This is a genomic window from Streptomyces sp. RK9, assembly GCF_045070545.1.
In the GTDB taxonomy this organism is placed as follows: domain Bacteria; phylum Actinomycetota; class Actinomycetes; order Streptomycetales; family Streptomycetaceae; genus Streptomyces; species Streptomyces alboflavus.
This window is the reverse complement of sequence record NZ_CP173704.1, coordinates 1,018,713-1,043,372: the sequence shown is the minus strand read 5'-3', so window position 1 is coordinate 1,043,372 and position 24,660 is coordinate 1,018,713. Positions and strand designations below refer to the sequence as shown.

21 protein-coding genes are annotated in these 24,660 nt (G+C 69.7%); 9 read left to right on the top strand and 12 right to left on the bottom strand.

Annotated elements, in window-relative coordinates; genetic code table 11:
* Position 1 precedes the first annotated feature (1 nt).
* The 6 genes from gyrB to dnaA form a co-directional block, all read right to left on the bottom strand.
* Positions 2-2,113 carry a DNA topoisomerase (ATP-hydrolyzing) subunit B gene (gene gyrB / locus AB6L24_RS24780; RefSeq protein ID WP_380843086.1) on the bottom strand — a complete coding sequence of 704 codons (2,112 nt, stop codon included), beginning with the start codon at positions 2,111-2,113 and terminating at the stop codon, positions 2-4.
* A gap of 285 nt (positions 2,114-2,398) precedes the next feature.
* Positions 2,399-2,983: a DUF721 domain-containing protein gene (locus AB6L24_RS24775; RefSeq protein WP_405658552.1), complete on the bottom strand. Its 585-nt coding sequence runs from the start codon at positions 2,981-2,983 to the stop codon at positions 2,399-2,401.
* Positions 2,980-4,104 carry a DNA replication/repair protein RecF gene (recF, locus tag AB6L24_RS24770; RefSeq protein WP_405658550.1) on the bottom strand — a complete coding sequence of 375 codons (1,125 nt, stop codon included), beginning with the start codon at positions 4,102-4,104 and terminating at the stop codon, positions 2,980-2,982. Before recF ends, AB6L24_RS24775 begins: the two co-directional genes overlap by 4 nt.
* A 94-nt stretch (positions 4,105-4,198) precedes the next feature.
* Entirely contained in the window at positions 4,199-5,083 is an 885-nt protein-coding gene (gnd, locus tag AB6L24_RS24765) for a phosphogluconate dehydrogenase (NAD(+)-dependent, decarboxylating) (protein ID WP_380843092.1), read from the bottom strand.
* A 132-nt stretch (positions 5,084-5,215) separates the two neighbouring features.
* Positions 5,216-6,346, bottom strand: a complete 1,131-nt coding sequence (gene dnaN / locus AB6L24_RS24760; protein ID WP_030357760.1) for a DNA polymerase III subunit beta — start codon at positions 6,344-6,346, stop codon at positions 5,216-5,218.
* A 903-nt stretch (positions 6,347-7,249) separates the two neighbouring features.
* Positions 7,250-9,223, bottom strand: a complete 1,974-nt coding sequence (dnaA, locus tag AB6L24_RS24755; RefSeq protein ID WP_405658546.1) for a chromosomal replication initiator protein DnaA — start codon at positions 9,221-9,223, stop codon at positions 7,250-7,252.
* Between the two features lie 375 nt (positions 9,224-9,598).
* On the opposite strand from dnaA, the gene rpmH reads away from it, so the two are divergent.
* The 9 genes from rpmH to AB6L24_RS24710 all read left to right on the top strand — a co-directional run bounded on the left by rpmH (position 9,599) and on the right by AB6L24_RS24710 (position 16,602).
* Positions 9,599-9,736, top strand: a complete 138-nt coding sequence (gene rpmH / locus AB6L24_RS24750) for a 50S ribosomal protein L34 (protein ID WP_016644655.1) — start codon at positions 9,599-9,601, stop codon at positions 9,734-9,736.
* 20 nt (positions 9,737-9,756) lie between these two features.
* Complete coding sequence (rnpA, locus tag AB6L24_RS24745; protein ID WP_087884955.1) at positions 9,757-10,128, top strand: ribonuclease P protein component; 372 nt, start codon at positions 9,757-9,759, stop codon at positions 10,126-10,128.
* Positions 10,125-10,484, top strand: coding sequence for a membrane protein insertion efficiency factor YidD (gene yidD / locus AB6L24_RS24740; protein WP_030357762.1), 360 nt, complete (start codon positions 10,125-10,127; stop codon positions 10,482-10,484). Before rnpA ends, yidD begins: the two co-directional genes overlap by 4 nt.
* A 3-nt stretch (positions 10,485-10,487) precedes the next feature.
* Complete coding sequence (yidC, locus tag AB6L24_RS24735) at positions 10,488-11,822, top strand: membrane protein insertase YidC (protein ID WP_405658543.1); 1,335 nt, start codon at positions 10,488-10,490, stop codon at positions 11,820-11,822.
* Positions 11,823-11,836: 14 nt separating this feature from the next.
* Positions 11,837-12,352 (top strand): R3H domain-containing nucleic acid-binding protein, encoded by a 516-nt coding sequence (locus AB6L24_RS24730; protein WP_030357764.1) that lies wholly within the window; start codon positions 11,837-11,839, stop codon positions 12,350-12,352.
* A gap of 99 nt (positions 12,353-12,451) precedes the next feature.
* A complete protein-coding gene (gene rsmG / locus AB6L24_RS24725; protein ID WP_030357765.1) occupies positions 12,452-13,168 on the top strand; it encodes a 16S rRNA (guanine(527)-N(7))-methyltransferase RsmG in 717 nt (238 codons plus the stop codon).
* 298 nt (positions 13,169-13,466) lie between these two features.
* Positions 13,467-14,543: a ParA family protein gene (locus AB6L24_RS24720; RefSeq protein WP_078619016.1), complete on the top strand. Its 1,077-nt coding sequence runs from the start codon at positions 13,467-13,469 to the stop codon at positions 14,541-14,543.
* Positions 14,540-15,658, top strand: a complete 1,119-nt coding sequence (locus AB6L24_RS24715; protein WP_405658540.1) for a ParB/RepB/Spo0J family partition protein — start codon at positions 14,540-14,542, stop codon at positions 15,656-15,658. Before AB6L24_RS24720 ends, AB6L24_RS24715 begins: the two co-directional genes overlap by 4 nt.
* A 326-nt stretch (positions 15,659-15,984) precedes the next feature.
* The gene (locus tag AB6L24_RS24710) at positions 15,985-16,602 is read left to right on the top strand and encodes a GNAT family N-acetyltransferase (protein ID WP_030357768.1); all 618 of its coding nucleotides are present in this window, start codon (positions 15,985-15,987) and stop codon (positions 16,600-16,602) included.
* An 84-nt stretch (positions 16,603-16,686) separates the two neighbouring features.
* Here the strand turns inward: AB6L24_RS24710 and trxA are convergent, their stop codons facing one another.
* The 6 genes from trxA to murJ all read right to left on the bottom strand — a co-directional run bounded on the left by trxA (position 16,687) and on the right by murJ (position 24,626).
* On the bottom strand, positions 16,687-17,019 hold the full coding sequence (trxA, locus tag AB6L24_RS24705) for a thioredoxin (protein WP_030357769.1): 333 nt from the start codon (positions 17,017-17,019) through the stop codon (positions 16,687-16,689).
* Between the two features lie 49 nt (positions 17,020-17,068).
* Positions 17,069-18,031 (bottom strand): thioredoxin-disulfide reductase, encoded by a 963-nt coding sequence (trxB, locus tag AB6L24_RS24700; RefSeq protein ID WP_030357770.1) that lies wholly within the window; start codon positions 18,029-18,031, stop codon positions 17,069-17,071.
* Between the two features lie 193 nt (positions 18,032-18,224).
* The gene (locus AB6L24_RS24695) at positions 18,225-19,265 is read right to left on the bottom strand and encodes an anti-sigma factor family protein (RefSeq protein WP_405658535.1); all 1,041 of its coding nucleotides are present in this window, start codon (positions 19,263-19,265) and stop codon (positions 18,225-18,227) included.
* On the bottom strand, positions 19,262-20,020 hold the full coding sequence (gene sigM / locus AB6L24_RS24690; RefSeq protein WP_405658533.1) for an RNA polymerase sigma factor SigM: 759 nt from the start codon (positions 20,018-20,020) through the stop codon (positions 19,262-19,264). The genes AB6L24_RS24695 and sigM overlap by 4 nt, the downstream gene beginning before the upstream one ends.
* A 42-nt stretch (positions 20,021-20,062) precedes the next feature.
* Entirely contained in the window at positions 20,063-21,775 is a 1,713-nt protein-coding gene (locus tag AB6L24_RS24685; RefSeq protein WP_405658531.1) for a protein kinase family protein, read from the bottom strand.
* A gap of 118 nt (positions 21,776-21,893) precedes the next feature.
* A complete protein-coding gene (murJ, locus tag AB6L24_RS24680; protein WP_405658529.1) occupies positions 21,894-24,626 on the bottom strand; it encodes a murein biosynthesis integral membrane protein MurJ in 2,733 nt (910 codons plus the stop codon).
* Positions 24,627-24,660 lie beyond the last annotated feature (34 nt).

Genomic DNA, 24,660 nt, shown 5'->3' with positions numbered 1-24,660 from the left:
CTCAGATGTCGAGGAAGCGGACGTCCTTGGCGTTGCGCTGGATGAACGAGCGGCGTGCCTCGACGTCCTCGCCCATGAGGACCGAGAACAGGTCGTCGGCCTGCGCGGCGTCGTCGAGCGTGACCAGGCCGAGCACGCGGTGCTCCTGGTCCATGGTCGTGATGCGCAGCTCCTCGGCGTTCATCTCGCCGAGACCCTTGAAGCGCTGGACGGAGTCCTCGCGGATGCGCTTGCCGTTCTGGCGGCCGAGCTCGATGAGCGCGTCGCGCTCGCGGTCCGAGTACGCGTACTGGAAGTCGTCCCGGGACCACTTGATCTTGTAGAGCGGCGGGCGGGACAGGTAGACGTGCCCGGCCTCGACGAGCGGCCGCATGAAGCGGAACAGGAACGTCAGGAGCAGGGTGTTGATGTGCTGGCCGTCGACGTCGGCGTCCGCCATCAGGATGATCTTGTGATAGCGGAGCTTCTCGATGTCGAAGTCCTCGTGGACTCCGGTGCCGAAGGCCGAGATCAGCGCCTGGATCTCCTGGTTCTGGAGGATCTTGTCGACGCGGGCCTTCTCGACGTTCAGGATCTTGCCGCGGATGGGCAGGATGGCCTGGTACTGCGGGTTGCGGCCGGACTTGGCGGAGCCGCCGGCGGAGTCGCCCTCGACGATGAAGATCTCGCACTTCGTCGGGTCGTTCGACTGGCAGTCCGAGAGCTTGCCCGGGAGGGACGCGGTCTCCAGGAGGCCCTTGCGGCGCGTGAGGTCGCGCGCCTTGCGGGCGGCCACGCGCGCGGTCGCGGCCTGGATGCCCTTGCGGATGATGTCCGCGGCCTCGTTCGGGTTGCGGTCGAACCAGTCCGTCAGGTGCTCGTGCACGACCTTCTGGACGAAGGTCTTCGCCTCGGTGTTGCCGAGCTTCGTCTTGGTCTGGCCCTCGAACTGCGGCTCGCCGAGCTTCACCGAGATGATCGCGGTCAGACCCTCGCGGATGTCCTCACCCGTGAGGTTGTCGTCCTTCTCGCGGAGCAGCTTCTTGTCGCGGGCGTACCGGTTGACGAGGCCGGTCAGCGCGGCGCGGAAGCCCTCTTCGTGGGTACCGCCCTCGTGCGTGTGGATGGTGTTGGCAAAGGAGTAAACGCCTTCGCTGTACTGAGAGTTCCACTGCATCGCGATCTCGACCGAGAGCATGCGCTCCTTGTCCTCGGCCTCGACGTCGATGACGGTCGGGTGGACGACCTCGCCCTTGCGGGAGTTGAGGTACGTCACGAAGTCGACGATGCCGCCCTCGTAGTGGTACGTGACCGTGCGGACCTCTTCGACGGTGTCGTCGGTGGCCTCGGCGGAGTCGGCGCCCGCCGTGGCCTTCGCCGACTCACGCTCGTCGGTCAGCTTGATCGTCAGGCCCTTGTTGAGGAAGGCCATCTCCTGGAAGCGCCGCGCGAGCGTCTCGAAGGAGTACTCGGTGGTCTCGAAGATGTCGCCGTCGGCCCAGAAGGTGACGGTCGTGCCCGTCTCCTCGGTGGCCTCGTGCCGCTCCAGGGGGGCCGTGGGGGCACCGCCCTTGTAGTCCTGCGTCCAGCGGTAGCCGTCGGTCCTGATGTCGACCGACAGCTTCGTGGAGAGCGCGTTCACCACGGAGACACCCACGCCGTGCAGACCACCGGAGACGGCGTACCCGCCGCCGCCGAACTTGCCGCCCGCGTGCAGCACGGTGAGGACGACCTCGACGGCCGGCTTCTTCTCCACCGGGTGGATGCCCACCGGGATGCCACGGCCGTTGTCGATCACGCGCACGCCGCCGTCGGCGAGGATCGTGACGTCGATGGTGTCGGCGTGACCGGCCAGGGCCTCGTCGACGGAGTTGTCGACGACTTCCTGGACCAGGTGATGCAGACCACGCTCACCGGTCGAGCCGATGTACATGCCGGGCCGCTTGCGGACCGCGTCCAGACCCTCGAGGACGGTGATGGCGCTGGCGTCGTACGACGAGGCTCCCTCTCCGGAGGTCGCGGCGGCTGCCTGCGTCTCCGGGGGGACCTCGCCGGCGGCGCCGGCGGCAGTGGACGGGATGTTCTCGTTGGGGTTGCCGGAATCGGCCACGAAGCGCCCTTTCTGGCACAGCACAAGCCAAGCTCCCGGCGCTCGCCGGAGCGGCTGCGGCGTGTTGCGTTGGTAAGCCTGGTTCAGCTCTTGCTCAGCTTCTCCCGTCGCTCCCCACGCTTGGGGCGGGATTAGCTTCCAGTCTACCGGTAGCGCCGACAGTGATGGGGGTTTGCCGGTACCTGAGTCCGCATGTGCCGCCCTGAACCGGCATCAGCCGACTCCCCATATGCGGCCCCGGGGTCCCAGAGGCTCACAGCGGCACTCAGCGCTTCGGGAGGTCAACCACCAGCTACGGTCCGGATCACGTCATCCGTAGGTGTCGCCGGGACCCGTGCTACCAGGGGCGCGCAGGGGTCCGAAGCGGTGCGCGGGGCCCCCGGGACCGAGCACCTTGATGATGCGCACGGTGCCGTGGCCCAGGTCCTCGTTGAGGCGCGCGACCAGCTGCGGAGCCAGCAGGCGCAGGTTCGTCGCCCAGGCCGTGGAGTCGCACTGCACGGTCAGGACCCGCTCGTTCTCGTCGTACCGCTGCGGCACGCAGTGCTTGGCCAGGTCGTCGCCGACGATCTGCGGCCAGCGGCCCATCACTCCGCCCACGGCGGCCGGGGTCTCCCAGCCGCGCTCGGTGATCAGCCGGTTGATGGCGGAGCCCAGGGGCAGCGGATCGCGCCCGTCCGCCCGCGCGCCGGAGCGCAGTCCGCCGCGGCGGGCCTGCTTCTTCTGCTGCGTCGCGTCCCCCCGCGCGCGTGCCTGCTCCTTGGCGGCACGCAGGGCGACGCGGGCGAGGTCCACGCCGGAGGGCTCGGGGGTCTTGGGGGTGTCCGGGGCGCCGGGCGCGTTCTCGGTCCCGCCTGCCTTCGGAGCGTCGTGTTCCGGCTCCTTGCCGGTCATACGCGCTCCACCGCACCCTCGGCCACGGAGTACCGCACGCCCGTGAGGACGCCCGGCACGTCGTCGTCCACAGCCGCCGTCACGAGGACCTGCTCGCCGGGCGCCACCAGCTCCGCGAGCCGTTCCCTGCGGCGCGCGTCCAGCTCGGCGAAGACGTCGTCGAGGACGAGCACCGGCTCGTTGCCCTCGGCCCGGAGCAGGTCGTACGAGGCGAGGCGCAGCGCGAGGGCGTACGACCAGGACTCGCCGTGGCTCGCGTAACCCTTCGCGGGAAGCTGGCCAAGTCTGAGCAGTAGTTCGTCGCGGTGCGGCCCGACCAGCGTGACGCCCCGCTCGATCTCCTGCTTGCGGGCCTCCACGAGGGCGGCGATCAGCTGCTCGTACAGCTCGTCGCGCGCGTGGCCGACGATGTCCGGCGAGGAGGGTTTGTAGTCGAGCGCCACGGGGCCGCCGCCGGGCGCGAGCTGTTCGTACGCCTTGTCGGCCAGCGGCTGAAGCGCGGAGATCAGGTCGAGGCGCTGGGCGAGCAGCTCGGCGCCCGCGCGGGCGAGGTGCTGGTCCCACACGTCGAGCGTGGACAGGTCCATGGAGCGGCCGCCGTGGCGGCGCGCGAGGGCCGCCGACTTCAGCAGGGTGTTGCGCTGCTTGAGGACGCGGTCGTAGTCGGAGCGGACGGCCGCCATGCGCGGGGAGCGCGCGGTGATCAGCTCGTCGAGGAACCGCCGCCGCTCGCCGGGGTCGCCCTTGATCAGCGCCAGGTCCTCGGGCGCGAACAGGACGGTGCGCACGATGCCGAGGACGTCGCGGGGCCTGACCTGCGAGGACCGGTTGATGCGGGCGCGGTTGGCCTTGCCGGGGTTCAGCTCGAGCTCGATGAGCTGCTGGCGCTCGCCCTGCCGGACGGCGGCCCGGATGACGGCGCGGTCGGCGCCCATGCGGACCAGGGGGGCGTCCGAGGAGACCCGGTGGCTGCCGAGGGTGGCGAGGTAGCCGACGGCCTCGACGAGGTTGGTCTTGCCCTGGCCGTTCGGGCCCACGAACGCGGTGACGCCCGGGTCGAGCGGAACCTCGACCCGGGCGTACGAGCGGAAGTCGGCCAGCGACAGATGCGTGACGTGCATGGTGTGCGCCGACCTCCCCCGGCCTACTTCACTTGCTTGTCGGTTCCCCACCGGTCCGCACAGGCTGTGGACAAGGAACCGTACGGGCTGTGGATCAGTGCTCGCTCTTGGACTCGACCGCGTGGCCGCCGAACTGATTGCGCAGCGCGGCGATCATCTTCATCTGCGGGGAGTCGTCCTGGCGCGAGGCGAACCGGGCGAACAGGGACGCGGTGATCGCGGGCAGCGGCACGGCGTTGTCGATCGCCGCCTCCACCGTCCAGCGGCCCTCTCCGGAGTCCTGCGCGAAGCCGCGCAGCTTGTCCAGGTGCTCGTCGTCGTCGAGGGCGTTGACCGCGAGGTCGAGCAGCCAGGAACGGATGACCGTGCCCTCCTGCCAGGAGCGGAAGACCTCACGGACGTCGGTGACCGAGTCCACGGCCTCCAGGAGCTCCCAGCCCTCGGCGTAGGCCTGCATCATCGCGTACTCGATGCCGTTGTGGACCATCTTCGCGAAGTGGCCCGCGCCGACCTTGCCCGCGTGCACCGAGCCGAAGTCGCCCTCCGGCTTGAGCGCGTCGAAGACCGGCTGCACCTTGGCGACGTTCTCCTTGTCGCCGCCGTACATCAGCGCGTAGCCGTTCTGCAGGCCCCAGACGCCGCCGGAGACGCCGCAGTCGACGAAGCCGATGCCCTTGGCCGCCAGCTCCTCGGCGTGCTTCTCGTCGTCCGTCCAGCGCGAGTTGCCGCCGTCGACGACGACGTCGCCGGGCTGCAGGAGCTCGCCGAGCTCGTCGATGGTGGACTGTGTCGCGGCTCCGGCCGGAACCATCACCCACACGACGCGCGGGCCCTCGAGCCTGCCGACGAGCTCTTCGAGGCTGTGGACATCCGCGAGGTCCGGGTTGCGGTCGAATCCGATGACGGTGTGGCCTGCGCGGCGGATGCGCTCGCGCATGTTGCCGCCCATCTTGCCGAGACCGACGAGACCGAGCTCCATCAGTGCGTTCCTAACTAGCGATGTGGCGTGAAGGCACGTCGCCGCCGCTCGTCGTCGAGCGGCATACGTACCCGCGGCACTTTCGTACCCGCGTCCGAGCCTACGCCCGGACGCGGCCACACACCTGTGGGCTCAGCCGCTCAGACGTACGGGCATGATCAGGTACTTGTACGCGTCGTCGGCCTCGGCGTCGAGGGCGGGCTTGCCGCTCAGGAGCGCGGGCTTCGTGGACGTCGTGAACGACAGCTGGGCGACCGGGGAGTCGATCGCGCTCAGGCCGTCGAGCAGGAACGTCGGGTTGAACGCGATCGAGATGTCGTCGCCGTCGAGCTGGGCGTCGACCCTCTCCACAGCCTGTGCGTCGTCGCTGGAGCCTGCCTCCAGGATGAGCACGCCCTGCTCGAAGCTGAGGCGCACCGGGGTGTTGCGCTCGGCGACGAGGGCCACGCGCTTGACGGCCTCCACGAAGGGGGGCGTCTCGATCACGGCGACCGAGTTGAACTCCGTCGGGAACAGCGTGCGGTACTTCGGCAGGTCGCCCTCGAGCAGGCGTGTGGTCGTGCGGCGGCCCGCGCCCTCGAAGCCGATCAGGCCCTCGCCCGCGCCGGAGCCGGAGAGCGCCAGGGTGACCGTGTCGCCGCTCGTGAGGGCCTTGGCGGTGTCCTGGAGCGTCTTGGCGGGCACCAGGGCGACCGCGGACGCCTCCGGGTCCTCCGGCTTCCACAGGAACTCGCGGACCGCGAAGCGGTAGCGGTCGGTGGACGCCAGGGTGACCTTGTCGCCCTCGATCTCGATGCGCACACCCGTGAGCACCGGGAGGGTGTCGTCGCGGCCGGCGGCGATCGCCACCTGGTTCGCGGCGGCGGCGAAGACCTCACCGGGGACCGTGCCGGTCGCCGTGGGCATCTGCGGCAGCGCCGGGTACTCCTCCACAGGGAGGGTGTGGAGGGTGAAGCGCGAGGAGCCGCAGACCACCGTCGCCCGTACACCGTCTGTGGAGATCTCCACCGGGCGGTTGGGCAGGGCGCGGCAGATGTCGGCGAGCAGACGGCCGGAGACGAGGACCGTGCCCTCCTCGTCGACCTCGGCGTCCACGGAGACGCGGGCCGAGACCTCGTAGTCGAAGCTGGACAGGGAGAGGGCGCCCTCCTCGGCCTTCAGCAGCAGGCCCGCGAGGACGGGCGCTGGCGGCCGAGCCGGGAGGCTGCGTGCCGCCCACGCCACCGCCTCCGCGAGTACGTCGCGTTCCACCCGGATCTTCACTTAGCCGCCCTCCTGCTGTTGCTGGCACTGGGGACCAGTCTGACGCACCGCACTGACAGCTGGTGCCCGTCGGGGTCAAGTCGTGCCGAGAGGTCTCGGAGGGCTCGGCCGCGAGTTGTGCACAGCCCCAACTTCGAAACGGATTCCCAGGTGACTCTAGGGGGCAGTAGTAGTAGGGCCTGTGGAAACCGTGGATAACCGTGAATGCGCAGGTCAGCGCCCGTTTTTTGTCCACGGGCCCTGTGGGCGGCGGCGGTGGACAACCCGGTGAATCTGTGGACGGGCGAAAGTTCTGCACACCCGATGCACAGGAGGCGGGTACTTCTCCCCAGCCCTGTCCCCAGCTTTACCCAGCTTCCCCACAGGCCAACCCGGCACCTTTGTGTGACGCCTTTCACTCGTCCCGGTGAGAGGGCGCGTCGCGTTGCCGAACAGTGGACAGCCCTGTGGGGAAGCCGGGAAAAGTTGGGGACAACCGGGCCGCACCTGTGGGCCGCCGGTGGACAACTCCGGAGCGTCCCTGTGGACACGATCTTCATCCACAGACTGTGGAGAGTCTTCGTCCACGAATCCACAACCATCTGACCTGGCCTGATGGTCATTCAGCAGGGTCCCCTGTGGACACGATCTGGACAACTCTCCAGTCCCCAGGGTGTGGAAGGCGCAAAGGCCACAGATCTGTGGAGAACGTCCTCGCCGCGATCCGTATTCGAACGGCAGGTGTCGGGAAGGTCGCGGCCGGGAGCCGCTCTCCGTTGTGCACAGCTGTGGGTACGCGCGCTCGGGCGGTTCTGGGCACGCCTGAAGGCAGCTGTCCACGCGCGCGTGGGCAACGAAAAGGGCGCCCCGGGATGTTTTCCGGAGCGCCCTGAGGCCGCGTGGAGCCGTGTAAGCCCTTGGCGGTCAGCCGTTCTTGATGCGGTTGGTCAGCTCGGTGACCTGGTTGTAGATGGAGCGGCGCTCGGCCATCAGCGCGCGGATCTTGCGGTCGGCGTGCATCACGGTCGTGTGGTCGCGGCCGCCGAACTGCGCGCCGATCTTGGGCAGCGACAGATCGGTCAGCTCCCGGCACAGATACATGGCGATCTGGCGCGCCGTCACCAGGACCCGGCTGCGCGAGGATCCGCACAGGTCGTCCACCGTGAGGCCGAAGTAGTCCGCGGTCGCCGCCATGATGGCCGTCGCCGTGATCTCCGGGGCCGCGTCCTCGCCGCCGGGGATCAGGTCCTTGAGGACGATCTCCGTGAGGCCGAGGTCCACCGGCTGCCGGTTGAGCGACGCGAACGCCGTGACCCGGATCAGCGCGCCCTCCAGCTCGCGGATGTTGCGCGAGATGCGGGACGCGATGAACTCCAGGACCTCCGGCGGGGCGTTGAGCTGCTCCTGCACCGCCTTCTTACGAAGAATGGCGATACGCGTCTCCAGCTCCGGCGGCTGGACGTCGGTGATCAGGCCCCACTCGAAGCGGTTGCGCAGCCGGTCCTCCAGGGTCACCAGCTGCTTGGGCGGCCGGTCGCTGGACAGCACGATCTGCTTGTTCGCGTTGTGGAGCGTGTTGAAGGTGTGGAAGAACTCCTCCTGCGTCGACTCCTTGTCCGCGAGGAACTGGATGTCGTCGACCAGCAGGATGTCCATCTCGCGGTACCGCTTGCGAAAGCTGTCGCCCTTGCCGTCGCGGATGGAGTTGATGAACTCGTTGGTGAACTCCTCGGAGCTCACATAGCGCACGCGCGTGCCGGGGTAGAGGCTGCGGGCGTAGTGCCCGATCGCGTGCAGCAGATGCGTTTTGCCGAGCCCGGACTCCCCGTAGATGAACAGCGGGTTGTACGCCTTGGCGGGCGCCTCGGCCACCGCGACCGCGGCCGCGTGCGCGAACCGGTTCGAGGCGCCGATGACGAAGGTGTCGAAGAGGTACTTCGGGTTCAGGCGCGCCGTGGGCTCACCCGGGCCCGTCGCCGGCGCGGGCTGCGCGGCCAGCGGCCCCGGGGCGCCGCTCGACGCGGGCAGCGGGGTGCCTCCGCGGCCCACGGGGCCCACGGGACCGCCGTGCCCGCCCTGTCCCCCGTGCCGCCCGGTGCCGCCGTGGTCGCCGCGGTCGCCGGAGCCCGCGCCGCCGGACGGCTCGGGCATGCCGTGCCGCTCCCGGCGGTCGTGCTGGTCGTGCCGGTCCTGCTGCTGGCGCTCCGGGAGCTGCTGGTCGTAGGGCCCGCGGTCCTGCGGCTGCGGGCGGTAGTCGTGCTGGGGCTGCTGCGGCGGGTTCGCGTACGGGTCGCGGTCGGGGTAGCCGAGGCGGGGCTGCTGCCAGCCGTAGTCGTCCTGGGGCTGCTGCGGCCAGGCGCCGGGGCGCTGGTAGTCCGGGTAGGCGGGGCGGGCCGTCGGCAGCTGGTCGGGGCGGCCGCCGTGGTCGTCGGCGGGGCGGCGGCCGTAGCCGTCGTAGGTGTCATGCCCCTGACCGGAGGGGTTGGGCTCCTGGTCCTCGTACCGCTGCGGACGCTCCTCGTACCGGGAGGACTGGTCCTCGTACCGGGACGGCTGCTCGTCGTACCGCGGCTGCTGTCGGGGCTGCTGCTGGACCGGGGGCGCCGGTGGCGTCGGCTCGCCCACGGAGTCGTCGACCGTGATGGCGATGCGGATCGGGCGGCCGCACTCGCGGCTCAGGGTCTCGCTGACGACGGGGGCGAGACGGCCCTCCAGGACGCCCTTGGCGAACTCGTTCGGCACCGCGAGGAGGGCGGTGTCGGCGACGAGGGCCAGCGGCTGGCACCGTTTGATCCAGTGCTCGTCCTTCGCCTCGACCCCCTGCCCCCGCCCTTCACCGAGAAGTTGTTCCAGAACCCGTGGCCACACTGCGGCAAGATCGGCAGGTACGTCAGCCACAGGGCACGCTCTCTCACAGGTCCCACGAAGGTGTGGTTCTTGGGACGGGTAGGGACGGAAGTCGACAGGGGCGGGGGGAAGGGAATGAAACGGAGTTCAGCCACGGTAGTCAGGGCGACGGGTGCGGTTCAAGTTGTTGTCCACAGGCTGTGCACAGTGTCTCTCCATGACGGCTGGTTTGACCGGATGGCGTAGCCCCGCGTACCGTAACCAGGTCGAGTTGTCGATGGCTGCTGCCGCCTGCCTCCGATGGGCAAAGATCACGATCTGTGATTGTGAAGCGGTGCACTCGGTGCGTATGCGAGCTTCTCGTGGGCGCACGGTGACAGCCAGGCGATGCCCCGCCACCACACACATCATTTCTGGAGCCCCCGAGTGAGCAAGCGCACCTTCCAGCCGAACAACCGTCGTCGCGCGAAGACCCACGGCTTCCGGCTGCGGATGCGCACCCGTGCCGGCCGCGCCGTCCTGGCGTCCCGCCGTAGCAAGGGTCGCGCCCGCCTGTCCGCCTAAGCGCATTAGGTCATGACGTCGTGCTGCCTACCGAGCATCGGCTGAGGCGGCGCGAAGACTTCGCGACCGCGGTACGACGGGGTCGTCGGGCCGGACGCCCGCTTCTCGTCGTCCATCTACGTAGCGGCGCAACGGACCCGCACGTGCCGGGGGAGAGCCTTCCCCCGACACGTGCGGGTTTCGTCGTCAGCAAGGCCGTGGGTGGGGCCGTGGTCCGCACCGCGGTCAAGCGCAGACTCCGCCACCTCATGCGCGACCGACTGGCCTCGTTGCCCCCCGGTAGCCTGGTAGTCGTACGAGCGTTGCCCGGCGCGGGCGACGCCGACCATGCACAGCTGGCCCGAGACCTGGATGCCGCCCTGGAGCGGCTGCTGGGAGGGGGCGCGCGATGAAGTACCCGCTGCTGGCGCTGATCAAGCTGTACCAGTGGACGATCAGTCCACTCCTCGGCCCAGTCTGCAAGTACTACCCGTCGTGCTCCCACTACGGCTATCTGTCCATCGATCGGCACGGCGCGATCAAGGGCACAGCGCTCACCGCCTGGCGCATCCTGCGGTGCAATCCGTGGTCGCTCGGCGGTGTCGATCATGTACCGCCGCGCAAGCGCCCGCGGTGGCACGAGATGCTGCGCGCCGCCTGGCGCGAACGCAAGGGCGGGCCCTCCGCCGCTGGCGTGCCGTCCGGAGACCTTCCCCCGGCTCCCACGAGCCCGGCCGCCGAGACCCCGTCCCATGCTCAAGGAGCTTGATTAGTGGACACGATTGCCGGTTTCTTCAGCTTCATCACGACACCCGTCTCCTGGGTCATCGTGCAGTTCCACAAGCTGTACGGTGCGATCTTCGGCCCTGATACGGGCTGGGCCTGGGGCCTGTCGATCGTGTCTCTGGTGATCCTGATCCGCATCTGCCTGATCCCGCTCTTCGTGAAGCAGATCAAGGCGACCCGGGCCATGCAGACGCTGCAGCCCGAGATGAAGAAGATCCAGGAACGCTACAAGAGCGACAAGCAGCGTCAGTCCGAAGAGATGATGAAGCTGTACAAGGAGTCGGGCACCAACCCGCTCTCCTCGTGCCTTCCTATCCTGGCGCAGTCCCCGTTCTTCTTCGCGCTGTACCACGTGCTCAACGGCATCGCGTCGAACAAGAAGGTCGGCGTCATCGACCAGCAGCTGCTCGACAGCGCTCGTGACGCCCACATCTTCGGTGCCCCGCTCGCGGTGAAGTTCACGGACAGCGCCGACAAGGTCGCCTCCCTCGGCGCCTCGCTGACCGACGTGCGCGTCGTGACCGCGCTCATGATCATCCTGATGTCGGCGTCGCAGTTCTTCACCCAGCGCCAGCTGATGACGAAGAACGTGGACACGACGGTGAAGACGCCGTTCATGCAGCAGCAGAAGATGCTGATGTACGTCTTCCCCATCATGTTCGCCGTCTTCGGCATCAACTTCCCGGTCGGTGTCCTCGTCTACTGGCTGACCACCAACGTGTGGACCATGGGCCAGCAGATGTACGTGATCCGCCAGAACCCGACCCCGGGCTCCAAGGCCCAGGCGGCCTACCTGGAGCGCCTGCAGAAGCACGTCACCGAGGCCAAGAAGACGCGCAGCCGTGGCCAGTCCCGCGCCATCAAGGCCATCGTGGCCAAGGGCCGCGACCGCAACGAGTACGAGCGCAAGTTCATCAACGGCCTGAACAAGGCGGGTCTCGCAGCCCAGGCGGACGGCACCGTGATGGTCAGCGACACCGTCACCACCACCGAGGACGGCACCCCGGCCGCCGGTGGCGCGCCCAAGCGGCAGCAGCCCAAGCGCCAGAGCAAGGCCAAGCGCCAGGCCGGACCGACCGCCGGAGCCGCGAAGGCGGACGCGGAGCCCGGAGCCAAGCCTTCGCTGACCAAGTCCGACGACGGTTCCGCCAAGGACGCGGACAAGTCCGGTGAGCCCAAGGACGCCGCGGCCAAGGACGCGGGGAACAAGGGCAAGCCCGGAGCCTCCGGCGGTCAGCAGCCCGGCCAGGGCACCCGCAGCAAAGCCAAGTCCGGGCAGCGCAAGGGCCAGCAGCGGCCCAAGCACCCGTCCAAGAAGTAGAAGGAGTCCATCCCGTGACGGAAGGCACCACCACCTCCGCCGCTGCTGAGGCAGGCGACACCATGACCCGCCTTGAGCAGGAGGGGGAGATCGCGGCGGACTACCTCGAGGGTCTGCTGGACATCGCCGACCTCGACGGCGACATCGACATGGACGTCGAGGCCGACCGCGCCGCCGTGTCGATCATCAGCGACGCCGGCAGCCGCGATCTGCAGAAGCTGGTCGGCCGCGACGGCGAGGTCCTGGAGGCGCTCCAGGAGCTGACCCGCCTCGCGGTGCACCGTGAGACCGGCGACCGCAGCCGCCTCATGCTGGACATCGCGGGCTACCGCGCGAAGAAGCGTGAGGAACTGTCCGAGCTCGGCGCCAACGCCGCGGCCGACGCGAAGAGCTCCGGCGAGCCGGTGAAGCTCAAGCCGATGACGCCCTTCGAGCGCAAGGTCGTGCATGATGCGGTCAAGGCCGCCGGCCTGCGCAGCGAGTCCGAGGGCGAGGAGCCCCAGCGCTTCGTCGTGGTCCTCCCCGCCTGATCACACGCGTTTCCCCCGGCCCCGTCTGTCCGCAGACGGGGCCGGTCTTTGTCAGCCTGATAGTCAGCGAACCCAGTGCGGTACGGAAGGACGGTCCCCGTGACGGAGGCAGCGGAGCTCCCCCCGGCGCCGGAGCAGGCACGGACAGTTTTCGGTGAGCGGTTCCAGGACGCGGTCCGCTATGCGGAGCTGCTGGCCGAGACGGGAGTGCAGCGCGGCCTGATCGGCCCTCGCGAGGTGCCCCGGCTGTGGGAGCGGCACCTGCTGAACTGCGCGGTGCTGTCCGAAGTGGTCCCCGAGGGCGTGACGGTGTGCGATGTGGGCTCCGGCGCCGGGCTGCCCGGCATCCCGCTCGCCCTGGTCCGGGAGGACCTGAAGATCACGCTGCTCGAGCCGCTGCTGCGGCGCACGAACTTCCTGACCGAGGTCGTCGAGCTGCTCGGGCTCGACCATGTGACGGTCGTCCGGGGCCGCGCCGAGGAAGTCCTCGGCAAGCTGCCGCCCGTCCATGTGGTGACGGCGCGGGCCGTGGCCCCGCTGGACCGGCTCGCGGGCTGGGGCGTGCCGTTGCTGCGTCCCTACGGCGAGATGCTGGCCCTCAAGGGCGACACCGCCGAGGAAGAGGTCAAGGCGGCGGGCGCCGCCCTCAGCAAGCTCGGCGCTGAGTCCGTCTCCGTCGTGCAGGTGGGTGAGGGTGTGGTGGATCCGCTGTCGACTGTGGTGCGGGTCGAGGTCGGGGAGAGCCCCGGCGGTGTGCGCTTCGCGGCCAAGCGGGCCAAGGCCGCACGGGTGGGGCGGACGCGGCGTCGTCGCTGAGAGGCGACAAGGTCGGCGCCGCAGCGTCGTCGCTGATCCGTCCTGACGACGAGCCGTACTCCACAAAAGCTGTCAAACGTACGCATACCGGGGTGTCGCACCAGCGGCACCCCGGTCGCCGTGCATCGTGTTTCACGTGAAACGTCGCTCACTGCTGCATGGCATCATCAGCCGCGGCCGCGCTGCGGAACCCCGCGAACGTCGGCCGCTTGGTTCCCTCGACAAGGGCACGGAGTTGTCCACAGAGGGGGATTCGTCCACAGAAGACCGGGCCTCGCTGGTTCACGACCCCGAAAGCATGGGAGGCTCTGTTCATTGCGAGCCTGAAGTCGAGGAGAGTGAATCCTTGCGGTCCGACGCCAACATCGCGGGACCGATGACCGATCCGGTCCCCGGTCCCCGTACCGAGTCGGCGGGGGAGGATGTTTCACGTGAAACACCGAGCCCGATGGACGACACCCCCATTGGTCGTGCCGCCCAGCTGGCGGTGGAAGCCCTGGGCCGTGCAGGTGAGGGCCTGCCGCGACCGGATCAGACCCGAGTCATGGTGGTCGCCAACCAGAAGGGCGGGGTAGGCAAGACGACGACAACCGTCAACCTTGCCGCTTCGCTCGCGCTGCACGGCGCGCGCGTTCTGGTGATCGACCTCGATCCGCAGGGCAATGCGTCCACGGCTCTCGGTGTCGACCACCACGCCGAAGTCCCCTCCATCTACGACGTGTTGGTCGAGAGCAAGCCTCTCTCCGAAATCGTCCAGCCCGTCCCCGACGTCGAAGGCCTCTTCTGCGCCCCGGCGACCATCGATCTCGCGGGTGCGGAGATCGAGCTGGTGTCCCTGGTGGCACGGGAGAGCCGACTGCAGCGGGCCATCCAGGCCTACGAGCAGCCGTTGGACTACATCCTCATCGACTGCCCGCCGTCACTGGGGCTATTGACGGTCAACGCTCTGGTGGCCGGCGCGGAGGTACTCATCCCGATCCAGTGCGAGTACTACGCACTGGAGGGTCTGGGACAGCTCCTGCGCAACGTCGACCTGGTGCGTGGACACCTCAACCCGCTCCTGCATGTGTCGACCATCCTGCTCACCATGTACGACGGCCGGACCCGGCTGGCGTCGCAGGTGGCGGACGAGGTGCGCAATCACTTCGGCGACGAGGTGCTGCGCACGAGCATCCCGCGCTCCGTGCGCATCTCCGAGGCACCCAGCTACGGCCAGACCGTGCTGACCTATGATCCGGGCTCCAGCGGTGCCCTGTCGTACTTCGAGGCGGCACGCGAGATCGCCCTGCGCGGAGTCGGCGTGCGCTACGACGTACAGCATGCCCACGCGGGCAACCAGAACGAACAGCAGAACATGACGGAGGGGATGCAGTGAGCGAGCGACGGAGAGGGCTGGGCCGTGGCCTCGGCGCTCTGATCCCTGCGGCTCCTACGGAGAAGTCGGCGGCCCCGGCCGCAGGTGGGGGTTCCACCTCGCCCTCGGCTGTGCCGGTGCTCACCGCTGAGCGAGGTGTGGCTGCCGCGAAGGTGGCTTCGCTTCCCCAGCACCCCGTTTCCCAAGAAACGGACGAGCCCACGAACGGTGCTGTGGCCGAGGAGCCGCTGCGCCCGGCCGGAGCACATTTCGCGGAGCTTCCCCTCGACTCCATCAAGCCCAACCCGCGGCAGCCGCGTGAGGTGTTCGACGAGGACGCCCTCGCCGAGCTGGTGACCTCCATCAAGGAGGTCGGCCTTCTCCAGCCCGTCGTCGTACGGCAGTTGGGGCCTGCGCGCTATGAGCTCATCATGGGCGAGCGGCGCTGGCGGGCCTGCCGTGAGGCGGGCCTGGAGCGCATCCCGGCGATCGTCCGGGCGACGGAGGACGACAAGCTCCTCCTGGACGCACTCCTGGAGAACCTGCACCGCGCCCAGCTGAACCCGCTGGAAGAGGCCGCGGCCTACGACCAGCTGCTCAAGGACTTCAACTGCACGCACGACCAGTTGGCCGACCGCATCGGGCGTTCGCGTCCGCAGGTCTCCAACACGCTGCGGCTCCTCAAGCTCTCGGCGACGGTGCAGCGCCGGGTCGCCGCCGGCGTTCTCTCCGCGGGCCACGCGCGGGCCCTGCTGGCCGTGGAGGATCCGGAGGAGCAGGACAGGCTTGCCCACCGCATCGTGGCCGAGGGGCTCTCGGTGCGTGCCGTGGAGGAGATCGTGACCCTGATGGGGTCGCGGCCGCAGAGCAAGCCCAAGGCGAAGGGCCCTCGCGCCGGCACGATCGTCTCCCCCGCCCTGACCGGTCTGGCCACGCGCCTCTCCGACCGGTTCGACACCCGGGTGCGCGTCGACCTGGGCCAGAAGAAGGGCAAGATCGTCGTCGACTTCGCCTCCCTGGAGGACCTGGAGCGCATCCTCGCCACGCTGGCCCCGGAGGAGGGCCCGGTGCTGAGGAACGGGCTCGCCGAGGCCGAGGCTGAGGCCGAGAAGGCCTCGGAGGACGAGCAGGACTGAGGCCCAGGAGGCCGTAGGGCGAAGTGCCCTGAACCCTGTGGGAGCAGGTCGTGTCCGGTGTGTGCCGGAACACGGCCTGCTCTTTCCTTTCTTACGGTTTCGGCGCAATCGCATCGTGGATACGATGCGATCGGGTACGGCGCATCCACCTGACGGCACCTCTTAGGGGAGGCAGGGGCCATGCGATCGGTGAGCCGCACAGGACTGATGACCGCCGGGCTCGGGCTCGGAGCGGTCGGTGGTTTCGTCGGCAGCCTGCTCCGGGAACGGAGCGCACTGACAGCCGCTCGTGGCGCCGCGAGCGAAGGAAGTGAGGAACCGCCTTCATGGGGCGACGGCTCGTACCGCTCACGCTGGACAACCTTCCGGACCTTCCCAAGCGTTGTCGCACGTGTGTCTTCTGGGAGCTGGACCCGGTCAGCGGCCAGGCCGCGGTAAAGGCCGGGACGCCGGAGCTGGAGAAGGAGGCGTGGATCTCCGCCGTCCTGCTGGAGTGGGGATCCTGCGGCCGAGTGGTCTACGTCGACGACGTGCCCGTGGGCTTCGTGCTCTACGCACCGCCCGCGTATGTGCCGCGCTCCACGGCATTCCCCACGAGCCCTGTCTCGCCGGACGCCGTGCAGCTGATGACCGCCTGGATCATGCCGGGCTATCAGGGGCAGGGGCTCGGTCGCGTGATCGTGCAGACCGTCGCGAAGGATCTGCTGCGCCGGGGGTTCAAGGCCATCGAGGCGTTCGGTGACGCCCGCTGGGAGAAGCCGGCCTGTGTGCTGCCCGCGGACCATCTGCTGGCCGTGGGCTTCAAGACGGTCCGCCCGCACCCCTCCTATCCCCGGCTGCGTCTGGAGCTGCGGACGACGCTGTCGTGGAAGGAAGACGTCGAGCTGGCCATCGACCGCCTCCTCGGAGCGGTCCAGAAGGAACCGGTGTTGCGGCCGCTGTAGCCAAACGAATGGGCCAACCCCGTGGGGTTGGCCCATTCGTGTTTCACGTGAAACATCGCCTGCCGCCATCGCGGGAGGCGTCGACTACTCGGCGATGAAGTCTTCCAGGTCGCGCACGAGGGCGGCCTTCGGCTTGGCGCCGACGATGGTCTTGGCGACCTCGCCACCCTGGTAGACGTTCAGGGTCGGGATCGACATGACGCCGTACTTGGCGGCCGTCGCGGGGTTCTGGTCGATGTTGAGCTTGACGATCTCGATCTTGTCGCCGTGCTCGGCGGCAATCGCCTCGAGGGACGGCGCGATCTGGCGGCACGGGCCGCACCACTCGGCCCAGAAGTCGACCAGTACGGGCTTGCTGCTCTTGAGCACGTCCTCCTCGAAGGAGGCGTCAGTGACGTGCTTCAGGGTTCCGGCCACGGGGGGCTCCTAACTTGGTGCTGCGGTGAAGCAGGCGGGGTGAGTGGGGTCAGACAGTCGCGGCGGCAGCGTTCTCGCTGTCCACAGCGGCAGCGAGGAAGCGCTCGGCGTCGAGAGCGGCGGAGCAGCCGGTGCCCGCCGCCGTGATCGCCTGGCGGTACGTGTGGTCGACGACGTCACCGGCACCGAAGACGCCGGAGAGGTTCGTCCGGGTCGACGGCGCGTCGACCTTCAGGTAGCCCTCGTCGTCCAGGTCCAGCTGGCCCTTGAAGAGCTCGGTGCGCGGGTCGTGGCCGATCGCGATGAACAGACCCGTCACCGGGAGCTCCGAGGTCTCGCCCGTCTTGAGGTTGCGCAGGGTGAGGCCGGAGAGCTTCTGGTCGCCGTGGATCTCGGCGATCTCGCTGTCCCAGATGAACTTGATCTTCGGGTCCGCGAAGGCGCGCTCCTGCATGGCCTTGGAGGCACGGAGGGTGTCGCGGCGGTGGACCACGGTCACGGACTTGGCGAACCGGGAGAGGAAGGTGGCCTCCTCCATCGCCGTGTCGCCACCACCGATCACCGCGATGTCCTGGTCCTTGAAGAAGAACCCGTCGCAGGTCGCGCACCAGGAGACGCCACGTCCGGAGAGAGCGTCCTCCCGGGGCAGGCCCAGCTTGCGGTGCTGCGAGCCGGTCGTGACAATGACGCTCTTCGCGCGGTGGACCGTGCCCGCGGTGTCCGTGACCGTCTTGATCTCACCCGACAGGTCGACGGCGACCACGTCGTCAGGGACGAGCTCGGCACCGAAGCGCTCGGCCTGGGCCCGCATGTTGTCCATGAGGTCGGGGCCCATGATGCCGTCCCGGAAGCCCGGGAAGTTCTCCACATCGGTGGTGTTCATCAGCGCACCGCCCGCGGTGACGGCACCTTCGAACACCAGGGGCTTCAGAGAGGCGCGCGCGGTGTAGAGCGCCGCCGTGTAGCCGGCGGGCCCGGAGCCGATGATGATCACGTTACGGACGTCGGTCACGGCTTGATTCCTCGTCTCTGGGGACTACTGCGTACTGCCGGGGGCCTGTCTCAGGACTCTCACCCCACCCAACGGATCCTACGGGGCGAGCATTCCCCACGTGTCCGAGCACACGGAAGGAGCGCGTGCCGAGGCATGGCAAGGGAGCCCGGCGCCGGGGCCGGAAGGTGGGTCAGCAGGGGGGTGCACGGCCTCAGGGGCGGGCGTAGGACTCCGTGAGCAGGACCTTACCCGTGGCGTCGGCCGACGCGGACGCGCTCACGCAGGCGGCGTCCACGACGAAGGCGGAGACCTTCGCTCCGTCGGTGTCGTGCGGCACGACGACGAGATAGGCGTTCGTTCCCTCGTACGTGCCCTTGCTGGCGGCCAGCGGCGTACGTCCGCCGAGGCCCTTCTCGATGCAGGCGGGCACCTCGACGTATTCCTCGCGCAGCGTGGAGCCCTTCCGCGGGGTTCCCTCGGGGCTGGACCGGGTGTCGAAGGAGGGCTTCTTGCCTCCCGTGTCCGCGCCTGAGATCTTCTGCTCCTCGGAGAGGAGGTCGGAGACCTGAGCCTCGAGCTTGCTCTTCGAGAAGGTGTCCTTGCCCGTCGAGGAGGCGGTGGGCGACTCCGTCGAGTCATCGCTCCACGGCTGGATCAGCAGGGCCCCCAGGCCGAGGGCGGCAGCGGTGAAGACGGCTCCGAGCATCGTCGTACGGCGTCGGCGGCCCCGCAGGCGTGCGCTGCGACCCGGGCCGGTGGCCGCACGCGGGTGTCCGGCGGGGCCATGGGCTGAGGAGCTGCTCGAGGTCGAAGTCGGCAGGGCGCCGGTGCCGGTTCCGGCGGTTCGCTTGGGCGCGTCCGGGGGCGATGTTTCACGTGAAACATGCGCGACGGGGTCGGCGGCGGTTTCACGGCCGGAGGTGGTGGCGGCGTCGCTCTCGCGGTCGGAGCCGTCGAGACCCACCCTCTCGACTTCGGCGACAGTCGTCGTGGCCGTAGCGTCGAGCAGTGCCTCCGCCGCCAGGGCCGCGTCGATGCGCTCTGCGACGTCGGTGGGCATGCGGGGTGGCCCGGGCAGCGAGCCGAGCATGCCGCGGATCTCTTCGAGGGACGCGTAGACGTCGGCGCAGAGCGGACAGCCGTCCAGGTGCTGACGCACATCCAGGGTGCGCGACGGGGAGAGCAGGCCTTCGGTGAGGTCGGAGATCTCGGCGACGTCCGGGTGCTCAGCTGAGTCTGTCGTCGTGGTCACGCTCGCCCACCTCCGCCCTTCACTGCCGCTGAGTCACCGGGTCCCGCTTCCGAAGGGGGCCCCGCGTCCTGAGGTTCCGCTGCCGGTGGGACGGTTGTCCCCTCGGTCCGGTTCCGTCCCGGGGCGTTCTTTCTGGGGGAGTCCTTGCCTCCGCCCGTGTCGTCCTCACGTCGGGACGGTGCCTCGGTCCGTAGATGCGTGAGGAGAGGCAGGAGCCGGGCTCTGCCACGCGCGCAGCGGCTCTTCACCGTGCCGGTCGGGACGTCGAGCACCCGGGCCGCCTCGGCCACGGGATAGCCCTGCATGTCCACCAGCACGAGGCAGGCGCGCTGATCGGGCGGCAGGGTGCCCAGCGCCTCCAGGAGCTCCCGGTGCAGGTCGCCGCGCTCGACGGGCGCCGCGGCCGACTCGTGCGGTTCGAGGAGCTGGTCCAGGCGCTCGGCGTCGTCGACGGGAGAGGTCTTCCGGGATGCGGCCTTGCGCGCGCGGTCGAGGCAGGCGTTCACGGTGATGCGGTGCAGCCAGGTCGTCACGGCGGACTGCCCGCGGAAGGTGTGCGCGGCGCGGTAGGCGGAGACGAGGGCGTCCTGGACGGCGTCCGCGGCCTCCTCGCGGTCCCCCAGGGTGCGCAGCGCCACGGCCCACAGCCGGTCGCGGTGGCGGCGGACGATCTCGCCGAAGGCGTCCTTGTCGCCGTCGACGTGGCGCGCAAGGAGCTCTTGGTCGCCCAGCTCACCGAGCTCGGTGCTGTCCACCGTGGAACCCCTCCCCTCGCCCCTCAGCGTCCGCCGGCCCGGTCAGCCCTTGAACTTCACGTCCGTGATGCCCTGCTTGAAGCCCGCGCTGTAGTAGCCGTCCGCACCGGACTGCGGCACGTGCGTCATCCAGAGAAGCACGTACTGCGTCTTCACCGGCGTGTCGGCCTTGATCGTCAGACTCGTGTTCGTGGTGGTGCCGTCGCCGATCTTCTTCATCGAGTCGACCGGCCCGGTCGGTGACAGTGAGTCGGCCGCGTACAGCGTCGCCGTCGTCTTGGTGCCCGGGTACTTGAGGCCGAGCGACGCCGCCGTGACGTTCTTCGCGGAGCCGAGGTCGTACACGATGCCGACGCCCGCGCGGTACGGGGCCAGCCGAGGGCCGTCGACGTACGACTTGGTGCGCCAGAGCGTGGAGGCGTCGCCGTCGTACGTCTTGGAGACGTTCTCGGGGTCCTGCAGCTTGCCGCCGATCGGCGACTCCTGTGCGTTCTGGATCGCGATCGGCTTGGGCGGCTTCGGCTGCTTCTTGTCGTCGCCGTCCGTCGTCTTCGTCGTGTTGGAGTCGCCGTTCTTGTTCTGGTCCATCAGCGCGTCCGCGAGCTGCCAACTGCCCAGGCCCAGCGCGGCGATGAGCAGCGCGGAGACGGCCCACTTGAGGGCCTTGCCGGTGCGGCTCTGCAGCGGGGGAGGCGGGGCCGGGACGACCTGCGTGGTGCCGGGAGGTGGGGCGCCCCGGCCGTAGTTGCCCTGCTGGTACGTCGTGCGCTGGTACTCCGGAGGGGCGGTGAAGGCCGGCTCCGGGGGCCGGATGCGGGGCAGCTCGGCGATGGCCTTCACCAGGTCGTCCGGCGTGGGGCACGCGGGCTCCTGGCGGGACGCGGTCGCGCCGTCGTTGGCGAGGGCGCGCATGGCGAGCTCGGACAGGCCGCGGTGCACCCCTGCGCGGACCTGGTCCGGCGGGAGCAGGCCGACGCCCTTGGGCAGGCCGGACAGGCCGTAGGCGTCGCTGTCGTAGGGCCAGCGCTGGGTCAGCGCGGCGTACAGCAGGGCGCCGATGGCTTCGGTGTCCGCGCGCTGCGGGGTCTCGGTGCTGATGCCGCGCAGCGCGGCGTTCACGGCGAGGCCACGGATGCGGTACTGGCCCGAGGAGGTGCGCAGCACGGCGCTCGGGGTCAGCCGCAGATGCGCGAGGCCCTCGCGGTGCGCTGCGGCCATCGCCTGGGTGACCTGGCTGACGAGTTGGTAGGCGTCGTGCGCCTCGAGGGGACCTGCCGCGAGCAGCGCGGTCAGTTCCGTGGCGTCGGGCAGCCACTCGTGCACGACGTAGACGAGGTCGTTCTCCTCGACCGCGTCCAGGACCTGCACGAAGCGGGGGTCGCCGAGCAGCGCCGCTGAACGGGCCGCGGCGAGCACCGAGCGGGCCCGGGGATGGTCGGCGGGCAGCAGGTGCACACCCACGGCCCGGCGCAGTTTCTCGTCGACCGCGCGCCAACTGCTGAAACCGTCCAGACGGGTGACGCACTCTTCGAGGCGATAGCGTCTGGCGAGTTTGTGACCGCTGTGCAGTTCCGGGGGAGTTGTCACCCCGGGCGGGCTGGTGGATTCGTTCGTCTTGGCTGTTCCGTCGTCCGCCGTGTCCCGCTCCCGGGTCTGGGCCACCCCGTCGGCCGTGGACTGCTCCGCCTGCGCGGTCAGCGGCTCGTCGCCGCTGTTGTCTGCCACGTCGACGGCAGCCGTGCTCCGTTCCGCCACCGTCGTTCCTGCCTCCCCATCCGTTGCGCTTCGTCAGACGCCAAAGCCAATTGTGCCCACAGTCCGGCGCTATGCACGACACGCGGTGGCCGACGATGGTTGTGCGGACTCCTTCACATCAGCGTCCCAGTCGCCCGCGCACCATACCGACCAGCGAGTTCAGCTCCTGGATCCGCATGCGGCGCGCGGCCACGAAGAAGACCCCGAAGAGCACCGCCAGACCGACGATCAGCGCGGCCAGCGAGCCGATGACCCCCTGCCCGAGCGCCTTCGTGATCGCGTACCCGGCCCCGGCGCCGAGAATCGCACCCGGCACGGAGGCCAGCGCGAGCCGGGCGTACGTCCGGATCACGTTCGCCCCGTCCAGATCGCCGCCCAGGCGCTTGCGCAGCCGCTGCCAGGCGACGCCCACACCGATCGCGTACGCGGCGCCGTAGGAGAGCGCCATGCCCGCCACGGCCCAGCGGGCGGGCAGCACCAGGTAGCAGATGCCGGAGGCGGCGGCGTTGAAGGCGGCCACGATGACCGTGTTGTAGAAGGGGGTGCGGGTGTCCTCGTACGCGTAGAAGGCGCGCAGGACGACGTACTGCACGGAGTACGGGATCAGGCCGAGGCCGAAGGCCATCAGCATGTAGCCCATGCGAGTGGCGCCGTTGACGCCGGACGAGCCGAAGATGAGCGTGCACATCGGGATGCCGAGTGCGAGGAAGCTGAAGGCGATCGGCACGATCGCGACGGCCGAGGTGCGCAGGCCCTGCGAGATGTCGTCGCGCACGGCCCCGGTGTCGCCCTCGTGCGCCGAGCGCGAGAGCCTCGGCAGCAGGGCGGCCATCAGGGAGACCGTGATGATGGCCTGCGGGAGTCCCCAGATGAGCTGGGCGTTGGCGTAGGCGGAGAAGCCGGTGCCGTCCATGCCGGAGTGCTTGACCGCCGCGGTGCCCAGCTGGGTCACGACGATCGCGCCCGCCTGGTTGGCGAGGACGAAGAGCATCGTCCACTTGGCGAGCATGGCGGCCTTGCCGAGCCCCTGGCCCTTCCAGTCGAAGCGAAGGCGCAGCTTGAAGCCGGTCTCGCGCAGGTAGGGGAACATCGCGAGCGACTGGACGACGAGGCCGAGCAGGACGCCGACACCGAGCAGCTGCACACCGTCGTCGGGGATCGACGTGACCCGCATGCCCGACTTCTCGGAAGTGCCGTACACCCAGAGGAACATGCCGAGCGTCGCGATGATGACGATGTTGTTGAGGACCGGGGTCCACATCATCGCGCCGAACTTCCCGCGGGCGTTGAGGATCTGCCCCATCACGACGTGGATGCCCATGAAGAAGATCGACGGCAGGAAGTAGCGGACGAAGGTGATGGCCACCTCGTTGGCCGCCGGGTCGCTGGCCACCGGAGTGGAGAGCAGGTGGACCAGGAGCGGCGCCGCGATCCAGCCGAGCACCGTGAGCGCGCCGAGCGCCACCATGACGAGCGTCAGGAGCCGGTTGGCGTACGCCTGGCCGCCGTCCGCGTCGTTCTTCTGGGCGCGCACGAGCTGCGGCACGAAGACCGAGTTGAGGCCGCCGCCGACAGTGAGGATGTAGATCATCGTCGGCAGCTGGTAGGCGACCTGGAAGGTGTCGCCGAGCAGGCCGATGCCGAGCGCCGAGACGATCATCGCCGAGCGGACGAAGCCGGTGAGGCGGGACACCATCGTGCCCGCGGCCATCACGGCGCTGGACTTGAGGAGACTGGACGCGCGGCCGCCGGACTTCCCCGCGGGCGCCGCGGGGGCCTGCGAGGGCGCCTTGGCGGGTGCCGGGACGGCCGGGGCCGACGGTTCCTCCTGGCCCGCGGGCGGGCGCTGGCCGCCGTGCTGCGGCTGCTGGTAGTAGCCGCCCTGGTTCGGGTCCTGGTACTGGCCGGGATCCGGGTACTGGTTCGGGTCCTGGTAGTAGCCACCGGCCTGCTGATTGGCGTACGGGGCGGCCTGCTGGGCGTACTGGGCGCCCTGCTGGTCGTTGTACGCGGCGTCGCTCTGCGGGTACGCGTACGGCGTGCCGTGCTGCTGGTCCGCGTAGCCGGCGCCCTGCTGGTGGCCGTACCCGGCGCCGGGCTGCTGCTGGTCCGGGTAGGCGGCCTGGCCGGGCTGCTGCTGGTAGGGATAGGCGGCGCCCTGCTGGTCCTGGTAGCCGGCGGGCTGCCCTTGGTACCCGGCGCCGGGCTGTGCCTGGTAGCCGCCCGCCTGCGGGTCCTGATAGCCAGGGTGCTGGCCCTGGTATCCCCCGCCCTGCTGTCCCTGGTACGGGGCGTTCTGCTGGCCCTCGTAGCCCTGCTGGGCGCGCGGGTCGGCGGCCTGGGGGTCGCCGTAGCCCGCCCGCGGGTCGCGGTGACCGCTGCCCTGCTGGTCCCGGAAGAGGTGAGCGAAGGCGTCCGGCTGGTGCCGCTCCTCGCCCGCCTGGGTGACGAGGTCGTCCACGCCCACGTACTGCGTGGTGCGCGGGTCGTCGCCGTAGGGGAGGTGACGGGTGGTGCCGTCCGGCTCCGGCGGCGGGGTCTGGGCCCAGACGCGGGGGTCCGGCTGGTACTGCGCCGACGGCGGCTGGGCGTAGAGCTGCTGCGGGTCGGGGTAGCTGCCGGGCGGCGGCGGGGGGTGGGCGGCGCGGTCGTAGAGCGCCTCGGCCACCGGGTCCTGGGCCGAGAGGTCCTGGGCCCGGTAGGGGTCCTGGGCGTACGCGTCCTGGAGGTAGGCGTCCGGCGCGTGCTGCGGCGGCACCTGACCGTCCTCGTGGGGGCCGGGAGGCGGGTCCCCGGCCGCACCGGAGCTGCCCGCGCCCTGGCCGCGCTCACCGTCGTACGGCGCGTTCATGGTTTACCCCACCTCATGGTCCGCGGGCCCACCG

Bases quoted from the DNA above. Each gene is read 5' to 3' on its own strand.
- AB6L24_RS24775 (WP_405658552.1), bottom strand. From the start codon at position 2,983: ATGACCGGCAAGGAGCCGGAACACGACGCTCCGAAGGCAGGCGGGACC.
- recF (WP_405658550.1), bottom strand. From the start codon at position 4,104: ATGCACGTCACGCATCTGTCGCTGGCCGACTTCCGCTCGTACGCCCGG.
- gnd (WP_380843092.1), bottom strand. From the start codon at position 5,083: ATGGAGCTCGGTCTCGTCGGTCTCGGCAAGATGGGCGGCAACATGCGC.
- yidD (WP_030357762.1), top strand. From the start codon at position 10,125: ATGAAGTACCCGCTGCTGGCGCTGATCAAGCTGTACCAGTGGACGATC.
- AB6L24_RS24720 (WP_078619016.1), top strand. From the start codon at position 13,467: ATGGGAGGCTCTGTTCATTGCGAGCCTGAAGTCGAGGAGAGTGAATCC.
- AB6L24_RS24710 (WP_030357768.1), top strand. From the start codon at position 15,985: ATGGGGCGACGGCTCGTACCGCTCACGCTGGACAACCTTCCGGACCTT.
- murJ (WP_405658529.1), bottom strand. From the start codon at position 24,626: ATGAACGCGCCGTACGACGGTGAGCGCGGCCAGGGCGCGGGCAGCTCC.